General features: G+C 54.7%; 15 protein-coding genes. 7 read left to right on the top strand and 8 right to left on the bottom strand.

What is annotated here, in order from left to right:
* Window positions 1-93: 93 nt before the first annotated feature.
* Window positions 94-1,524, bottom strand: coding sequence for a glycoside hydrolase family 32 protein (locus KGA69_RS10920; RefSeq protein ID WP_213293092.1), 1,431 nt, complete (start codon window positions 1,522-1,524; stop codon window positions 94-96).
* Between the two features lie 18 nt (window positions 1,525-1,542).
* Complete coding sequence (locus KGA69_RS10915; protein ID WP_045373827.1) at window positions 1,543-2,784, bottom strand: MFS transporter; 1,242 nt, start codon at window positions 2,782-2,784, stop codon at window positions 1,543-1,545.
* A 223-nt stretch (window positions 2,785-3,007) separates the two neighbouring features.
* On the opposite strand from KGA69_RS10915, the gene KGA69_RS10910 reads away from it, so the two are divergent.
* Window positions 3,008-4,003 (top strand): LacI family DNA-binding transcriptional regulator, encoded by a 996-nt coding sequence (locus tag KGA69_RS10910; protein ID WP_047044184.1) that lies wholly within the window; start codon window positions 3,008-3,010, stop codon window positions 4,001-4,003.
* Here KGA69_RS10910 and KGA69_RS10905 read toward each other — a convergent pair whose 3' ends face one another.
* From KGA69_RS10905 to KGA69_RS10890, 4 genes are all read right to left on the bottom strand, one after another.
* Window positions 4,004-5,422 (bottom strand): arabinose-proton symporter AraE, encoded by a 1,419-nt coding sequence (locus KGA69_RS10905; protein WP_213293091.1) that lies wholly within the window; start codon window positions 5,420-5,422, stop codon window positions 4,004-4,006.
* A gap of 295 nt (window positions 5,423-5,717) precedes the next feature.
* On the bottom strand, window positions 5,718-6,479 hold the full coding sequence (gene kduD, locus KGA69_RS10900) for a 2-dehydro-3-deoxy-D-gluconate 5-dehydrogenase KduD (RefSeq protein ID WP_045396657.1): 762 nt from the start codon (window positions 6,477-6,479) through the stop codon (window positions 5,718-5,720).
* Window positions 6,480-6,845: 366 nt separating this feature from the next.
* Window positions 6,846-8,024, bottom strand: coding sequence for an acetyl-CoA C-acetyltransferase (locus tag KGA69_RS10895; RefSeq protein WP_045396653.1), 1,179 nt, complete (start codon window positions 8,022-8,024; stop codon window positions 6,846-6,848).
* Window positions 8,025-8,135: 111 nt separating this feature from the next.
* Complete coding sequence (locus KGA69_RS10890) at window positions 8,136-9,011, bottom strand: LysR family transcriptional regulator (protein WP_045396649.1); 876 nt, start codon at window positions 9,009-9,011, stop codon at window positions 8,136-8,138.
* 102 nt (window positions 9,012-9,113) lie between these two features.
* Between KGA69_RS10890 and KGA69_RS10885 the strand changes: the two genes are divergently transcribed.
* The 5 genes from KGA69_RS10885 (at window position 9,114) to KGA69_RS10865 (ending at window position 13,622) form a co-directional block, all read left to right on the top strand.
* Window positions 9,114-9,575: a multidrug/biocide efflux PACE transporter gene (locus KGA69_RS10885; RefSeq protein WP_045396647.1), complete on the top strand. Its 462-nt coding sequence runs from the start codon at window positions 9,114-9,116 to the stop codon at window positions 9,573-9,575.
* Between the two features lie 139 nt (window positions 9,576-9,714).
* Window positions 9,715-10,944 carry an amino acid permease gene (locus KGA69_RS10880; RefSeq protein WP_015369902.1) on the top strand — a complete coding sequence of 410 codons (1,230 nt, stop codon included), beginning with the start codon at window positions 9,715-9,717 and terminating at the stop codon, window positions 10,942-10,944.
* Between the two features lie 115 nt (window positions 10,945-11,059).
* Window positions 11,060-11,926, top strand: coding sequence for an aldo/keto reductase family oxidoreductase (locus KGA69_RS10875; protein WP_047065288.1), 867 nt, complete (start codon window positions 11,060-11,062; stop codon window positions 11,924-11,926).
* A 401-nt stretch (window positions 11,927-12,327) separates the two neighbouring features.
* Window positions 12,328-13,032, top strand: coding sequence for a flagellar brake protein (locus KGA69_RS10870; protein ID WP_045396640.1), 705 nt, complete (start codon window positions 12,328-12,330; stop codon window positions 13,030-13,032).
* Window positions 13,032-13,622: a helix-turn-helix transcriptional regulator gene (locus KGA69_RS10865; RefSeq protein ID WP_072251579.1), complete on the top strand. Its 591-nt coding sequence runs from the start codon at window positions 13,032-13,034 to the stop codon at window positions 13,620-13,622. Before KGA69_RS10870 ends, KGA69_RS10865 begins: the two co-directional genes overlap by 1 nt.
* A gap of 21 nt (window positions 13,623-13,643) precedes the next feature.
* Here KGA69_RS10865 and KGA69_RS10860 read toward each other — a convergent pair whose 3' ends face one another.
* Window positions 13,644-14,345 (bottom strand): ArsR/SmtB family transcription factor, encoded by a 702-nt coding sequence (locus KGA69_RS10860; RefSeq protein ID WP_045396637.1) that lies wholly within the window; start codon window positions 14,343-14,345, stop codon window positions 13,644-13,646.
* Window positions 14,346-14,366: 21 nt separating this feature from the next.
* Complete coding sequence (locus KGA69_RS10855; RefSeq protein WP_032709056.1) at window positions 14,367-14,684, bottom strand: antibiotic biosynthesis monooxygenase family protein; 318 nt, start codon at window positions 14,682-14,684, stop codon at window positions 14,367-14,369.
* Between the two features lie 369 nt (window positions 14,685-15,053).
* Between KGA69_RS10855 and KGA69_RS10850 the strand changes: the two genes are divergently transcribed.
* Complete coding sequence (locus KGA69_RS10850; protein WP_015369896.1) at window positions 15,054-15,266, top strand: YdgH/BhsA/McbA-like domain containing protein; 213 nt, start codon at window positions 15,054-15,056, stop codon at window positions 15,264-15,266.
* Window positions 15,267-15,353 lie beyond the last annotated feature (87 nt).

The raw sequence follows: 15,353 nt of genomic DNA, 5'->3' as shown, positions 1-15,353 counted from the left end.
ATTATATATTAAAGGTATTGTTTTATTTTTTCGGTAAATATTGAAAACCCGCCGGCGATTGCTAACGGGTTATTCGGGTTAATTACTATTTAATTAGAGCTCCCATGCTCCGCCATCAATTAATGCCGCGCTACCGCTCCAGGAAAATAAAACTAATTCTCTGTGCTGCGCGTCAGGATAAATACGGCTGCTGAGGCAGGCTTCGCCGTCATTGACGAAAACCTCAACGGATGAGCTATCGAAAAATAACCGCAGCTTCAGCGCCGAACCGGTGGGTAACGGAACGCTGCGGGTACCGCACAAACCATATTGCGGATAGCGACGCTCCAGTACCAGCCGCTGCATCTGATTGTCGACATATACCTTCAACCCTTCGCCAAAGCTCAAACCGTACTGCTCGGCGCAGCTATTGGCCGTATCCCAATGCAGGTTGACCTCCATGGTTTCGCAGCGCTCTACCATCGTCAGCTGCTGATTCTTCAACGAACTGACCGGCCACGGGAACCAGTCGCGGCGCAGGCCTTCCACCTCTTTTGCCGGACGCATCAGTAACCGATTATTCGCGCCGAGGCTTAACTCGCGCGGCAGCGACAGCATACCGGCCCAACCGTCCTGCTGCTCCGGCAGCGGCGACTCCCACATGTCCAGCCAGCCGATAACAATCCGTCGGCCATCAGGGGTGAGGAAGCTTTGCGGCGCATAGAAATCGTGACCGCTGTCGAGTTCGACAAACGCCTCTTCGCGGACAAAAGGTTGCCCCGGCTGCCAGTCCCCCAGCAGATAGCCGCTCTGGAATAAATTGCGCCGGGCAAAGCCGTCCGCGGCCATCCCCTGCGGAGAGAACATCAGCACCCGCTTGCCATCGAGTTCAAAGAAATCCGGGCACTCCCACATGTAGCCCATCCCCGTTTCGGCCTGGGCAAGAATACCGGCATCCTGCCAGTGGCGCAGGTCGTCAGAACGGTACAACCGCACCTGACCGACGTCGTCTACCCGCGCGCCGACCACCATGTACCAGCTTTCACCTTCACGCCATACTTTCGGGTCGCGAAAATGGTGCATCCCCGGCGGTGTATCAATGACCATCCCCTGGCGCTCAAAATGGATGCCGTCGCGGCTGGTCGCCAGACACTGCACCTGGTACAGGTTATTTTCATCAGCGGGATCGCCATGAAATTTATGGCCGGTGTAGATGAGCGCCAGCGTATCGCCATCAACCACCGCCGAGCCGGAGAAACAGCCGTCTTTATCTTCCGGCCCTTCCGGCGCCAGCGCCACCGGCAGGTGTTCCCAATGCACAAGGTCCTTGCTGCGCGCGTGGCCCCAGTGCATCGGCCCCCACTGGTTTGAATACGGGTGGTGCTGATAAAACGCGTGGTACCAGCCGTCGAACCATACCAGCCCGTTGGGGTCGTTGATCCAGCCGGCACGGGCAGCCAGGTGATAACGCGGATACCAGCGCGGGTTGAGATCCACGCTTTTCGCCTGCAGTTCCCGCTCCGCGTTACTAATGGAATACATCATATTCATTTCTCTTTTCAGTCAGATAGTGGATGGCTGCGACATGAGCGAATCCGAAGAGGCCTTATTGGATCGCAGCAGGAAGATGGAGATGAAGGTGGTGCAGAACACCAGCAGTCCCATGATCAGATAGGAGTCGGCGAAGCCGTATTTTTCATAGCTATAGCCCGCCAGCGGCGACAGGACGGTGGCGATAACCGAACTGGTGCAGGCGAAACCCACCAGATACAGGGTGGATGAAAGGCGTTTATCAAAGTTCAGGCTGTTGTATTTGAAGATAGAAACCAGCAGCACCGGCAATTCCACGGCGTGCAGCAGTTTCGTAATCGAGATCAGAACCGGACCTTCCACCAGCCCGGAGGCCACCATGCGCATCGCCATCACCATGCCGGCGAAGATCAGGCCGTTTTTCGCGCCGATGCGGTTGACCAGCCACGGGGCGCAGAACATCCCCGCCGCTTCGAGGAACACCTGGAAGGAGTTGAGATAGCCATACATGGCGTTCCCTTCATGCAGCGTGGCGAACTGCGAAGAGAAGTAGACCGGGAACTGCTGGTCGTAAACGCCGTAAATACAGGTGCCGACGACGAAAAATACCAGCGCCCAGAAACGCGGCAGCGTCAGCAGGCGCAGCGCGTCTTCCAGCGTGACTTTACCGCCACTGACCGCCTCCTGCATGGCATGCGGCGCTGAAGAGACCTTAAGCCGCGCCAGCAGCATGAAGAAAACCAGACCGGAACAGCTGGCGACGGCGAAGTTCAGCTGTGGGTTTATGTTAAACAGCAGCCCGGCGAAAAAGGTCGCCACCGCCCAGCCCAGCGATCCCCACATCCGCGCTTTGCCGAATTCAAACTGGCTTTGCCGCGCCACGCGCTCGGTATAGGACTCCAGCACGCCAATGCCGCCGTTAAAGGTCAGGCCGATGTAGATGCCGCCAAAAATACTGCCGAGCAGTACGTTGATTTTGAGCAGATAGCCAAACAGCAGATAGGCCGGGCCGGAAAGGATCAGTAAGACCGTGATATACCAGAGTAAATTTTTGCGCAGCCCCAGTTTATCCTGGATAAAACCGTAGCAAATCTGGGCGAATAGCGCCGAGACCGACAGCACCGCGTAGATAATGCCGGTATCCCCGGCTTTCAGCCCCACTTCCTGATGTAGCCAGATGGAAAGCAGCGAGCCGGAAGAAGACCAGGTAACAAAAAAGAAAAACAGTAAGGCACTGAGTAAGGGGTAGCTGTGAGAGTGATGCGTCTTCATCATGACATTCTCGTGTTGGAGTAATGCGCGAATGGTAACGTTAACAAAAAACAACTCTCATCTGGTTTTGTGACGATTCATGATGTTAATCACAAAAGTTAACGTTAACATAATGGAGATGCGATCGCGATCAACTATTCCTCGCCATGCTTCACCATCGGGCTGGGATAGACTATCGTATGATCCTTTTACATCAGCGACTTAGTTGTATACCGGAGTAATCACCATGGCATCTCTGAAAGATGTAGCGAAGCTAGCCAATGTCTCACTGATGACGGTATCCCGCGCGCTGAACAGCCCGGAGCGCCTGAAGGCGGATACGCTCGCCCGCGTACAGGCGGCGATTGAACAGACCAATTACGTGCCCGATCTGTCGGCAAAGAAAATTCGCGGCGCCCGGGCAACCCCAAGCACCATCGGCGTGCTGGCGCTGGACACGGTGACCACCCCATTCTCGGTAGAGATAACGCTCTCTATCGAAGAGACGGCGCGGGCCCACGGCTGGAACAGCTTTGTGGTCAACATGTTCTCGGACGACAACCCTGATGCCATACTCGACCTGCTGCTTTCCCATCGCCCGGACGGCATTATCTACACCACCATGGGGCTGCGCCAGGTCCCGCTGCCGAGCAAATTGTTGACGCTGCCCTGCGTGCTGGCCAACTGCGAAAGCCTGAACGAGAACGTCGCCAGCTATATTCCGGATGATGAGCAGGGCCAGTACGACGCGGTGAAAGCGCTACTGGCCGCCGGCTATCGCCGCCCGCTCTGTTTGCATCTTCCGGCAAGGCATCTGGCGACGATACGCCGCCGACAGGGGCTGGAACGCGCCTGCCGTGAGGCGCAGGTTGATCCGGATACGCTCGATCACGGCTATATGACCTACGGTGACGAACACTATCGCGATATTCCCGGCCAGCTGCTGGCCCATATTGAGCAAGGTAAACCGCGGTTTGATTCCGTGGTGTGCGGCAACGATCGCATCGCTTTTATGGTCTACCAGACGCTGCTGGCGCAGGGCCTGCGAATTCCTGAAGATGTGGCGGTGGTGGGTTATGACAACATGGTGGGGATTGGCGATCTGTTCCTGCCGCCGCTGTCGACGGTGCAGTTACCGCATTATGAAATTGGCCGCCTGAGCGCCCTACATATCATTAACGGCGACAGCCATCGGGATACCGTTAAGGTTCCCAGCCCATGGCTGCCGCGCGAATCAATGTGATCAGTTGCCGATGTTACGCAGCTTTTCGCCGGACATCAGCTTGCGTTCGATGTGCTCCAGCGTCACGTTTTTAGTTTCCGGGATCAGCCAGAAGGTCACGCCGATAAAGGCCACGTTCAGCGCGGTATAGAGCCAGAACGTGCCTGCCGCGCCAATCGCGTCCAGCAGCGTCAGGAAGGTCGCGCCAATAATCATGTTCGATACCCAGTTGGTGGTGGTCGAACAGGTGATACCGAAGTCGCGGCATTTCAGCGGCTGGATCTCAGAGCAGAGGATCCACACTACTGGCGCGGCGCTCATCGCGTATCCGGCAATACACATCATGGTCATCCCCACCGACAGCCAGGAGAGGCCGCTACCGGCGGTACCGTTATCAAACTGCATCAGACAATAGCCCAGCACCAGGGTGCCCAACGCCATCACGCTAAAGCCGATTTTCAACGCCGGTTTACGTCCGGCCTTGTCGACGGTAAACACCGCGATAAAGGTCGCGAACATAAAGGTCAGGCCGACCACCAGCGTGGCGATCATCTGCTGTTCGGTGGTGGTAAAACCGGCCATTTTGAAGATCCGCGGCGCGTAATACATGATGATATTCATGCCGGTAAACTGCTGCATCGCCTGCAATAACATGCCGAGGAACACCGCCCGACGCACGTTGCGGTTCACTTTGAATAGCGCCCAACCGCCCTGCTTCAACATTAGGCTTTCGCGGATTTCATTCAGCTCATCGCGGGCTTTTTCCGAGGTATCGCGCAGCATGCGCAGCACTTCTTCGGCCTCAATATGGCGGCCTTTTTCCGCCAGCCAGCGCGGGCTGTTAGGCAGGAACACCACCAGGATAATCAGCAATACCGCCGGCAGCGCCAGCACGCCAAGCATCGCTCGCCAGTTGCCGCTGTAGCTGAAAGCGGTATCGGATAAGAACGCCAGCACGATGCCAAGCGTGACCATCAACTGATACATGCTGATCATCTTGCCGCGAACATTTTCACTCGCCATTTCAGAAAGATAGAGCGGCGCGGTATAGGAGGCGATACCGACGGCGACGCCAAGGACAATGCGCGCCGCCAGCAGCATCTCGACGCTGGTGGCGAATGCCGAGCCGATAGAGCCCGCCACAAATAGCACTGCGCCGACCATCAGGCTGTATTTACGGCCAAGACGGAAAGAGAGCCAGCCGTTGAACAGCGCGCCAATCGCCGCGCCCAGCATCATACTGCTGACTACCCACTCCTGCAGACGGCTGGATAACACGAAATGATCGGTGATGAAAGGTAGCGCCCCGGCAATCACGCCAATATCAAGGCCGAACAACAAACCCGCCACCGCGGCGGCAATGGAGACAAACTGGTTCATGCGCCGGGTGTTGCGCTGCGCATTGGGGAGTAAACCCGGATCGGTGGTCAATGAAGTCATTTTTTTCCTGCCTCAACAGAGTATGCGTGCAGTGAAAGTACGGGATCGCAGGGCTAAGGTGTCAGGCGGGAGATGGCGAAGATATGGATAAAACGGCTGGTAGCATTGTTTTTGTGATGGACATTAAACTTTATCTTATGCAAAAAATGCTGTCCGATCGTCAAAACAACCCTGATGTATGGCGAGTATTTTATTTTCCATTACTAACGAGTATGGATTATTTAAACCTCATGATATGGACGATTATTGTTCAGAAAACAACCCGCCGGTTGGCGGGTTGTTCGACTTATGTCTGTTAGCGCGCCAGCCAACCGCCATCTACCGCCACGGTGTAACCGTTAATGTAATCGGATGCGCGGGAGGCGAGAAACACCACCGGCCCCATTAAATCGCTCGGCAAGCCCCAGCGGCCGGCCGGGATACGGTCGAGAATTTCCGCGCTGCGCTGTTCATCGGCGCGCAGCTGCTGGGTATTGTTGGTTGCCATATAGCCGGGGGCAATGGCGTTAACATTGATATTATGCTTCGCCCATTCGTTGGCCAGCAGGCGCGTCACGCCCATAACGCCGCTTTTCGAGGCGGTATAGGACGGCACGCGGATCCCGCCCTGGAACGACAGCATGGAGGCGATATTGATGATCTTGCCGCCGTTACCCTGGGCGATGAAGTGCTTCGCCGCGGCCTGGGACATGAAAAAGACGCTTTTGATGTTCAGATTCATGACGTCATCCCAGTCTTTCTCGCTGAATTCGATAGCATCCTGACGGCGGATAAGCCCCGCGTTATTGACCAGAATATCGATGTGGCCAAATTCCGCCACCGCGCGCTCAAGCAACTGCGGAATACCATCTATCAGCCGCAGGTCGGCGGTGAGGCTCAAAAAACGACGCCCCAGCGCGGTAACGCGCTCAATGGTTTCCGTCGGTTCAACGATGTTAATACCGACGATATCGCAGCCCGCTTCCGCCAGCCCAACCGCCATGCCCTGGCCTAAACCGGTGTCGCAGCCGGTCACTACCGCGACTTTCCCCTGAAGAGAGAATGCATCAAGAATCATATCTGGTTCCTTTCTTTCACGGCCTGCTCACCACAGGCAAGGTTCTGAGGCTAAGAAGAACTCCTGGGGCGTCCCCATCATAAAAATAAAACAGAGTTCCGTTTTGCTAATGGTCACATAGTAGACCGCTGAAAAATCATTTTCAACGACAATTAAAACAACGTTTCATTTTTTGTGATTAAAAATGATAAAAACGCAAAACGGATCACATAGCCAGAAGCTGGTGACCTATACAAAAGCTATAAATACAGTGAGTTAGGTTATCTTTAAAAAATAACCGCGAAGAAAGAAAATCAGGTAAAAAAATGAAGAATGGAAGATCGACGGGGATGATGGGCCTCGCGCCGGGGACGGCGCGAAACCCTATTATGCGCGCTCCACCGCCAGCGCAACGCCCTGCCCGCCGCCGATACACAGCGTCGCGAGCCCTTTACGCGCATCGCGCTTAATCATTTCATGTACCAGCGAAACCAGAATCCGGCAGCCGGACGCGCCAATCGGATGGCCAAGGGCGATGGCCCCGCCGTTGACGTTAACCCGGCGTTCATCCCATTCCAGCACTCTGCCAACGGAAATCGCCTGGGCGGCAAAAGCTTCATTGGCTTCGATTAAGTCAACCTCATCCAGCCTCCAGCCCGCGCGCTCAAGGCAGCGCCGGGTGGCATGTACCGGCGCGATACCCATTAGCGCCGGATCGACGCCGACGCTGGCGAAGGCGCGAATGCGCGCCAGAATCGGCAGCCCCAGCTCCTGGGCCTTTGACTCGCTCATCATCATCACCGCCGCCGCGCCATCGTTAATACTCGATGCATTACCCGCGGTCACCGACCCTAACTGGTCGAAGGTGGGCATCAGGCTGGCTAATCCCTCAGCGCTGGCGTCCATCCGCGGCTGCTCGTCGGTATCCACCAGCCGTTTACTGCCGTTATGCTCGGTGGCGACCGGCACGATCTCATCGCGGAACCGCCCGGAGTCTATTGCCCGCCGCGCTTTTTGCTGCGAGCTAAGCGCCCAGGCGTCCTGTAGTTCACGGCTGATCCCATACTCCCGCGCCAGATTTTCCGCCGTTACGCCCATATGGTAATCATTGAAAGCGTCCCACAGACCATCATGCACCAGGCTGTCGATAAGCTGGCTATTGCCCAGCTGCGCGCCGGTTCGGCTGTCGGTAAGCACATGCGGCGCGCGGCTCATGTTTTCCTGGCCGCCGGCAATCACTACATCCGCTTCGCCGCACTGGATGGCCTGGGTCGCCAGGTGCAGCGCTTTCAGCCCGGAACCGCAAACGTCGTTGATGGTGATCGCCGAGACGGTATTCGGCAGCCCGCCGCGGATCGCCGACTGGCGCGCCGGATTCTGCCCGGTACCCGCGGTCAGCACCTGACCGAGGATCACTTCATCAATGCACTGCGGATCGATTCCGCTCCGCTCGACTAACGCCTTCACCACCACGCTGCCCAATTCCACCGCCGAGTGACGCGCCAGCGTTCCCTGAAAACAGCCGATGGGCGTACGCAACGCGCCGACGATCACGACATCTTTCATCCTTTACCTTCTGCGCAAAGAACCATCAATAGATGCCGTTATAGTAGAGAATTGTTATCAAAAAATTTCGCAATTGTTTAAAAAAAGTGAGGCGGTTCACAAAGTTCGCCGTCACGACTCGCGGCCTTGCCCTTCAAGATGTTGGCGCAGCCAGCTGCCCGCTTCCCCCAGCGGCGTACGCTTGTTCCATAACAGATCCACCGAGATCGACCGCGGCCAGCCGGCGATATTCAACGCTTTAAGCTTGCCGCTACCGGCGAACTCTTCCACCAGCGCGCAGGGCAAAATGCACCAGCCAAAGCCCTGCACCGCCATACTCAGCAGCAGCAAATAGTTGGGCGCCGACCATACCTGACCGCGCGAGGGATCCGGCGCGCTCTCAAGATAAGTGCTAAGCCGCAGTTCACGCCAGCCGTGCAGATCATCCCAGAAAACCCGCCCCTGACCGGCCAGCGGATGCCCCGGCGCAACATAAATCCCCATCGCCGTTTGCAACGGTAAGCGCATGCTGCCGATCTCCATCGGATAACTGTCCCTGGCTTCGATAAGCCCCACCTGCGCACGCTCCTTTTGCAGTAGATCCACCACATCTTCGTCTTCGCCAATCAGGCATTCAAACTCGGTATGCGGAAAACGCCGATCGAACTGTTCCAGCAAATCCTCCAGTACATCCGGGTGCAGGGTATCCGACAAGACGAAGGTCAACCGCGGTTCGGTATTACCCGATAACGAACTGGCGAGCTCATCCAGCCGCGAACTGGCGGCCAGTATTGCTTTCACATAGCCCAGCACCTGCTCGCCCTGCGCGGTTAGCGTCGGCTGGCGAGTGGAACGATCGAACAGAGTTAACCCCAGGTCGGTTTCAAGATTCGAAATCGCGGTACTGACGGTGGATTGGCTTTTACGCATCCTCCGGGCGGCGGCGGAGAACGAACCGCTGGCGGCGGCTTCTACAAAGGCGGTGAGAGCTTCGGGAGAATAGTGCATAACCTATCTACTTTATCGATGGAATCTATCTTTTGTTTATCACATTTTTCCATAAAATGCCGGGTAAATCTGGATGACAGAACTAACAAGAGGTATCCCAAAATGAAAACCAATAACCTGCAACATAAGACGCTACTGGAACGCGTACTCCACGCGGTGAGCTTTGAAGGCCTCGCCACGTTAATTCTGGCCCCGACCGCGGCCTGGTTAATGCAGCGATCGGTGGTCGAAATGGGCGGCTTGGCCATTTTGCTCGCCACCATGGCGATGGTCTGGAACCTGATCTATAACGCCGCCTTCGACCGTCTGTGGCCGGTTTCACGCCTGGCGCGTACGCTGCGGGTGCGCGCGCTGCACGCCATCGGCTTTGAGTGCGGCTTTATCATCATCGGCGTCACCGTTGTCGCGCTGGTACTCGGCGTGTCGCTGGTGCAGGCATTTATGCTGGAAATCGGCTTTATGCTGTTCTTCCTGCCCTACACCATGTTCTTTAACTGGGCGTGGGATACGCTGCGCGTGCGCGTCCTGAAGTATCGCCAGCCGCAGAGTCTGCCGAATAATTAACGTTCTCGATCGCGCGGATCGCCTAACCCTTTGGCGATCCGCGGGTTTATTTATCACCGAAAACTATCACCGCAAACGATTCATAAATGTGGTAAATTGCACTCCTTTTTTTGGGTTATACGGTTGATAAATTCGCATAATGTCTAAAATTTGGTCTAAAGAAGAAACTCTATGGAGTTTTGCTCTATATGGCACTGCCGTAGGCGCCGGCACCCTATTCCTGCCGATTCAACTCGGTTCGGCCGGCGCCATCGTGCTGTTCCTCACCGCTCTGGTTGCCTGGCCGTTAACCTACTGGCCGCACAAAGCACTGTGTCAATTCATCCTGTCGGCCAAAGTGGCTGCCGGTGAAGGGATCACCGGCGCGGTCAATCATTACTACGGCAAAAAAGTCGGCAATCTGATCACCAGCCTGTACTTTCTCGCCTTCTTCGTGGTGATCCTGATCTACGCCGTGGCGATCACTAATTCGCTGGCGGAACAACTGGCGAGACACGTGGCGATGACCCCTGGGGTACGCGCCCTGCTGAGCCTTGCCGTGGTGCTGGTACTGAATCTGATCTTCCTGATGGGGCGCCATATGACCATCAAAGTGATGGGATTCCTCGTCTTCCCGCTGATTGGCTGTTTCCTGTTCCTCTCCATCTACCTGATTGGCAGTTGGCAACCGGAACATCTCACCAGCCAGATGCAGCTGAACGCAAAGACCTGGCACCAAATCTGGATCTCAATTCCCGTGATGGTTTTCGCTTTTAGCCATACGCCGATTATTTCGACCTTCGCTATCGATCAGCAGGAGAAATATGGTGAGCTGGCCATGGGTAAATGCAAAAAAATCATGAAGGTGGCCTACACCATCATCTGCGCCAGCGTGCTGTTTTTTGTCTTCAGTTGCCTGCTGTCCATTCCGCTGCCGTACATCGAAGCCGCGCGTAATGAAGGGGTGACGATTCTCTCTGCGCTCTCCATGGCGCCGGGCGCGCCGGGCTGGCTGGCGGTGACCGGCATTATCGTCGCGGTGGTCGCGATGTCGAAATCGTTCCTCGGCACCTATTTTGGGGTGATCGAAGGCGCCAGCGAGATCGTTAAAACGTCTCTCGGCCAGCTCGGTATTCGCAAGAGCCGCGCCTTTAACCGTGCCATGTCGATTATGCTGGTCTCGGCGCTGACTTTCATCGTCTGCTTTATCAATCCGAACGCCATCTCGATGATTTACGCCATCAGCGGCCCGCTTATCGCCATGATTCTGTTCATCATGCCGACGCTGTCGACCTACATTATCCCGGCGCTCAAGCCCTATCGTTCACTGGGTAATCTCATTACCTTGATCGTCGGCCTGCTCTGCGTCTCGGTGATGTTCTTCAGTTAAATCTCTCCTGCGGCGACGCCCTCAGCGTCGCCGCACGTTCTGCCAACATTCTCGCCCATTACCTCTCCCTGACGGGATTACACTTACTCCTTGCCTATCATCGGAGGGAGTCATTATGTCCAACGTAACATTATCCGGGGTCGCGACCTTAGGCGACCGTCAGGTTTACCGGCTTGGATACGGCGCCATGCAGCTCGCCGGCCCCGGCGTATTTGGCCCGCCAAAAGATCCTGACGCCGCCATTCGCGTTCTGCAAGAAGCCGTCGCCGCCGGGGTGAATCATATCGATACCTCCGATTTCTACGGCCCGCACATCACCAATCAGCTGATTCGTCAGGCGCTGCATCCCTATGGCGATGATTTGTGTATCGTTACCAAAGTCAGCGCCCGCCGCGATGAGAAAGGCAACTGGCTACCTGCGATGTCGCCGGCGGAACTCACCCAGGCCGTCGAAGATAACCTGCGTAACCTCGGCCTGGAGAGGCTGGAGGTAGTGAATTTGCGCAGTATGCTCGGCACCCACGGCCCGGTGGAAGGCTCGCTGGAAGAACCGCTAACGACCTTACTGGAACTAAAAGCCCGCGGTCTGATTCGCCACATCGGTCTGAGTAACGTCACCGCCAGACAGGTCGCCGATGCGCAGAAGCTGACCCCCATCGTCTGCGTGCAAAACCAATACAACATCGCTAACCGCGGTGACGACGCGTTAATCGACGCGCTGGCGCAGCAAAACATCGCCTACGTGCCGTTCTTCCCGCTGGGTGGTTTTACGCCGCTACAGGCGCGGGAACTTAACGAGGTTGCCGCCGGGCTCAACGCCACGCCGATGCAGGTGGCGCTGGCGTGGCTACTACAGCGCTCGCCGAATATTTTGCTGATTCCGGGCACCTCATCGGTGGCGCATTTACGGGAAAATCTCGCCGCCGCGACGCTTTCTCTGCCCGCCGAGGCGCTGGCGACGCTGGATAACATCACCGGCTGATGGCGTCAACTCCCCCCTTTACGGCGTTTGTCGTAAAGGGTTATCCCCTTAATATTAAGCTGGAATTAGGCCATCTCTGCTGGCACTATATATCCTACAAATCGGGTTTTGCTGATTCCTTATCCGGGCAATAACCTTATAAATTGCATTGAGTTACGTTATTTCTTAGGCCTCCTAATTGGGAGGCTGTTGTCGTTTGTATTGTTCTATGGTTTTTGTTAACACTCTTGATTACAGGAAAAAAACAATATCGGCTTCGACGTTTATACAAATCAATTTGGCCACAAAGATAGTCAATATCATCGAACGTTCACAAAAACATCTGGTTAACATAATCAGTATGTCGCTATTGCTGTAAAAAAAATTAACTATGCACAGTAACGATTCAACAAGGATTACCCATGATAGAGGGAACGATAAAAACCAGTAAGTATGAAATCATTGCTATTTTCAGAGAGGAACAGAGAAAGCAAACAGAGATAGAAATTTTCTTTAATAACAAAAGCATCAGTACTCAGATTGCGCGTGTCGATTTTGCTGAATTCCATATCCGCAGCGAGAGCAAAATCCCGGCGGGGAATAAATTCAAATTTATTCTGCATAGCGATTCAGGAAAGATCGAGTTCACCTCCCAGCGGCAGAAGAATTCCGCTGGCGGCGCGGAGAATAGCAATAAGGTGGCATTTGCGTTACCAGAATGCATCCAGGTTGTACAAAGACGACGAGATCCCAGATTTCGTTTGCGCGATGAGAATGATTTCTTTTGTCATGGCCGCCATAAAAATGGCGAAAACTATGCTTTTGATATCAAAGATATTTCTGATGGCGGCTGCGCGCTGATTGCGCAAAGTCCAAACCTGAAATTCCTGGCCAACAACTCAACGTTGAAAAACGCCATTCTGTCTCTGGCGGAATATGGCGAAATCACCGTTGATCTGGTTATCAAGAACGTGGCGATGGTCACGCTGGATAGCGAAGAGAAGAATCAGGAAAACTACTATCAGATTTCCTGTCAGTTTAAGTTCCGCCGCAGCGACGACAGGAAGAAAATAGAAAAAACGCTGATCGATTTGATTCTGGAAGCCAAGCGGAAGAAGAGAGTTTAATGCCCTTGAACAATATCTTGCTGTACACCGACGACAATATCATTGGCCAATCTATTCACGATTATCTGAGCGATATTCACCAGGATATCACCCAGGCCAGTTATCAGGACATCGTACAAGGGGGCGTCGCGCCCCTGGCTGAGACGGTGATCCTCAATATGATCCACAAGGATATATCCGCTGCCGATACGGTCGTATTACTCAACAAACTGCGCTTTCATTTCTCGCGCTGTACATTGTTGGTATTGATGGTAAAAAGCGATATCGCCAATCTGTGCCGGGAATTAATAGATCTGGAAAACCTGTTAATCCTGACGGAAAAATCTTCCTTAGACGCATTTTCGGCAATTACCAGAACGCAGGATGAAAACCCGCAGTCCCGGTATTTGCGCACGCAGCGAAAGCTGACGGCCAGAGAGCTGCAGGTACTGGAACTTATTATCGCCTGCAATAACAATAAGCGAATTGCCTCGCTGCTCAATATCGACCATAAGACGGTGCACAGCCATCGCATTCACATCATGAAAAAGTTGGGAATGAATAGCTCGCAGGTGATGCATAAGCAAATCGTCAATATGAATCACTGCTGAACGGGCATACCGTCGCCGGGCCTACAACGCCAGAGCAAAATGTTGACGCAGCGCTCGCTTACCGGGTTCGCTAATTGTCACTTCGCGGTAGCCGGGCACCAGCGTGAACCAACCTTTTTGCACGCCCCACTGCAACAAGGCAGCGCCCGCGGCACCACCCAGATGAAAACGGCGCTCGCTCCAGTCGAGGCAGGCGCAGCAGGCTTTGCGGCGGGATCCGTTATCACACGCTATGCCTAAGCGGGCGAAATTCGCCTTCCCCGCCGCAGTAAGCGCTGCGCCATTTGCCGTAAGCCAGGCTTGCTGTTGCAGAAAATCATAGATGGCGACGGCTACCTCGCCCGCCAGATGATCGTAGCAGGTACGCGCCATACGCAGCGTTCCCGGCGTACGCGTAGTCAACGGCACAGCGCTTTTTCCGGCCATGGTCATCATATTTTCCAGCAATCCGGCGACATCGCCGCCCGCCAGGCGATAGTAGCGATGCCGCCCTTGCGCCAGGCAGAGCAGTAAGCGACTGCTGACTAACCGGCTAAGATGCGCGCTGGCAGTCGATGGCGAAATATCCGCCGCGACGGAGAGCTCAGTCGCCGTCCATGCCCGGCCATCCATTAGCGCGCAGAGTATTTTCACTCGTGAAGGATCAGCCATCGCCGAGGCAACCGCCGCCATCGCGACGGCCAGCGCTTCGTCATCATCAATGACAACCGCAGGGTGCAACATAGTGCCTCCGCTTAATATTGGTTACGCAGAACGTGAACTCTGCATCTGGTATTCACGCAGTACCTGCGCCACGCGAATCTGATAATCAGCAAAGATAGACTCCCGCCCTTCCCGCTGCGCCGCCTGATGACAAATATTGCGCTTCCAGGCCGTCACCGCCTGTTCGTCCCGCCACCACGACAGCGACAATATCTTTCCCGGCGCACTGAGGCTTTGAAAACGCTCGATGGCGATAAAGCCGTCGATGGTCTCCAGCAGCGGTTTCAATTGCGCCGCCAGCGCGAGATATCGTTCCTGCTGCGCTGGCGTGACCTGTGCTTCAAAGAGTACCGCAATCATGGTTTTTTCCTCCAGTAACGAATAAAGCCGCACTGTAGCGCGTCGTTCGCAATCAATGCTTCGCCAGCGGGCGAAGTATCGCCGGCGTGACAAGCCAGAAAACGACCAAACCATTCACGCAATCAATATCAAACCCAAATTTGGCGAGGATAAAACGCGAAGCGAAGGAAACCATTAGTATCAGCGATGAATTATAACTAATTGTTTTTAATTATATTTTTAATAAAACGTCAATCATTGGTCATCCAGCCGTCATAAAAATGTGATCTAAATCGCACTTTTTGCAACGTACGTTATAGTTAGCAGACTTATTATAAACCCATCGAAAGCACAACGCTTTCCACCATAAAAGTTAAAAGGATAAACACCATGAAAAACGTAAAATTACTTGCTGCTGCTGGTATGCTGTCTCTGGTTTCTTTCGCAAGCTTCGCGGCTCACCCGGTGAGCGTGACCTCTGATACCCTGGACAACGCAGAAGCAAAAATCGCTGCTATCGCTAAAGATCAGGGCGCCTCTTACCACATTACCGAAGCCTATACCGGTAATCAGGTACACATGACGGCGGAACTGTCTAAATAACCGAATGGTCGCAGAGGGAGCTGCCGGACAGGTCGTCTCAGGACGGCTGGTCTGGCTCCCGCCACGTAACAAAACACGGCAATGTCG

It is taken from the genome of Klebsiella sp. A52, assembly GCF_018388785.1.
Lineage (GTDB): Bacteria > Pseudomonadota > Gammaproteobacteria > Enterobacterales > Enterobacteriaceae > Klebsiella > Klebsiella aerogenes.
The sequence above is the reverse complement of the archived record's forward strand: the minus strand, read 5'-3'. Positions and strand labels throughout refer to the sequence as shown.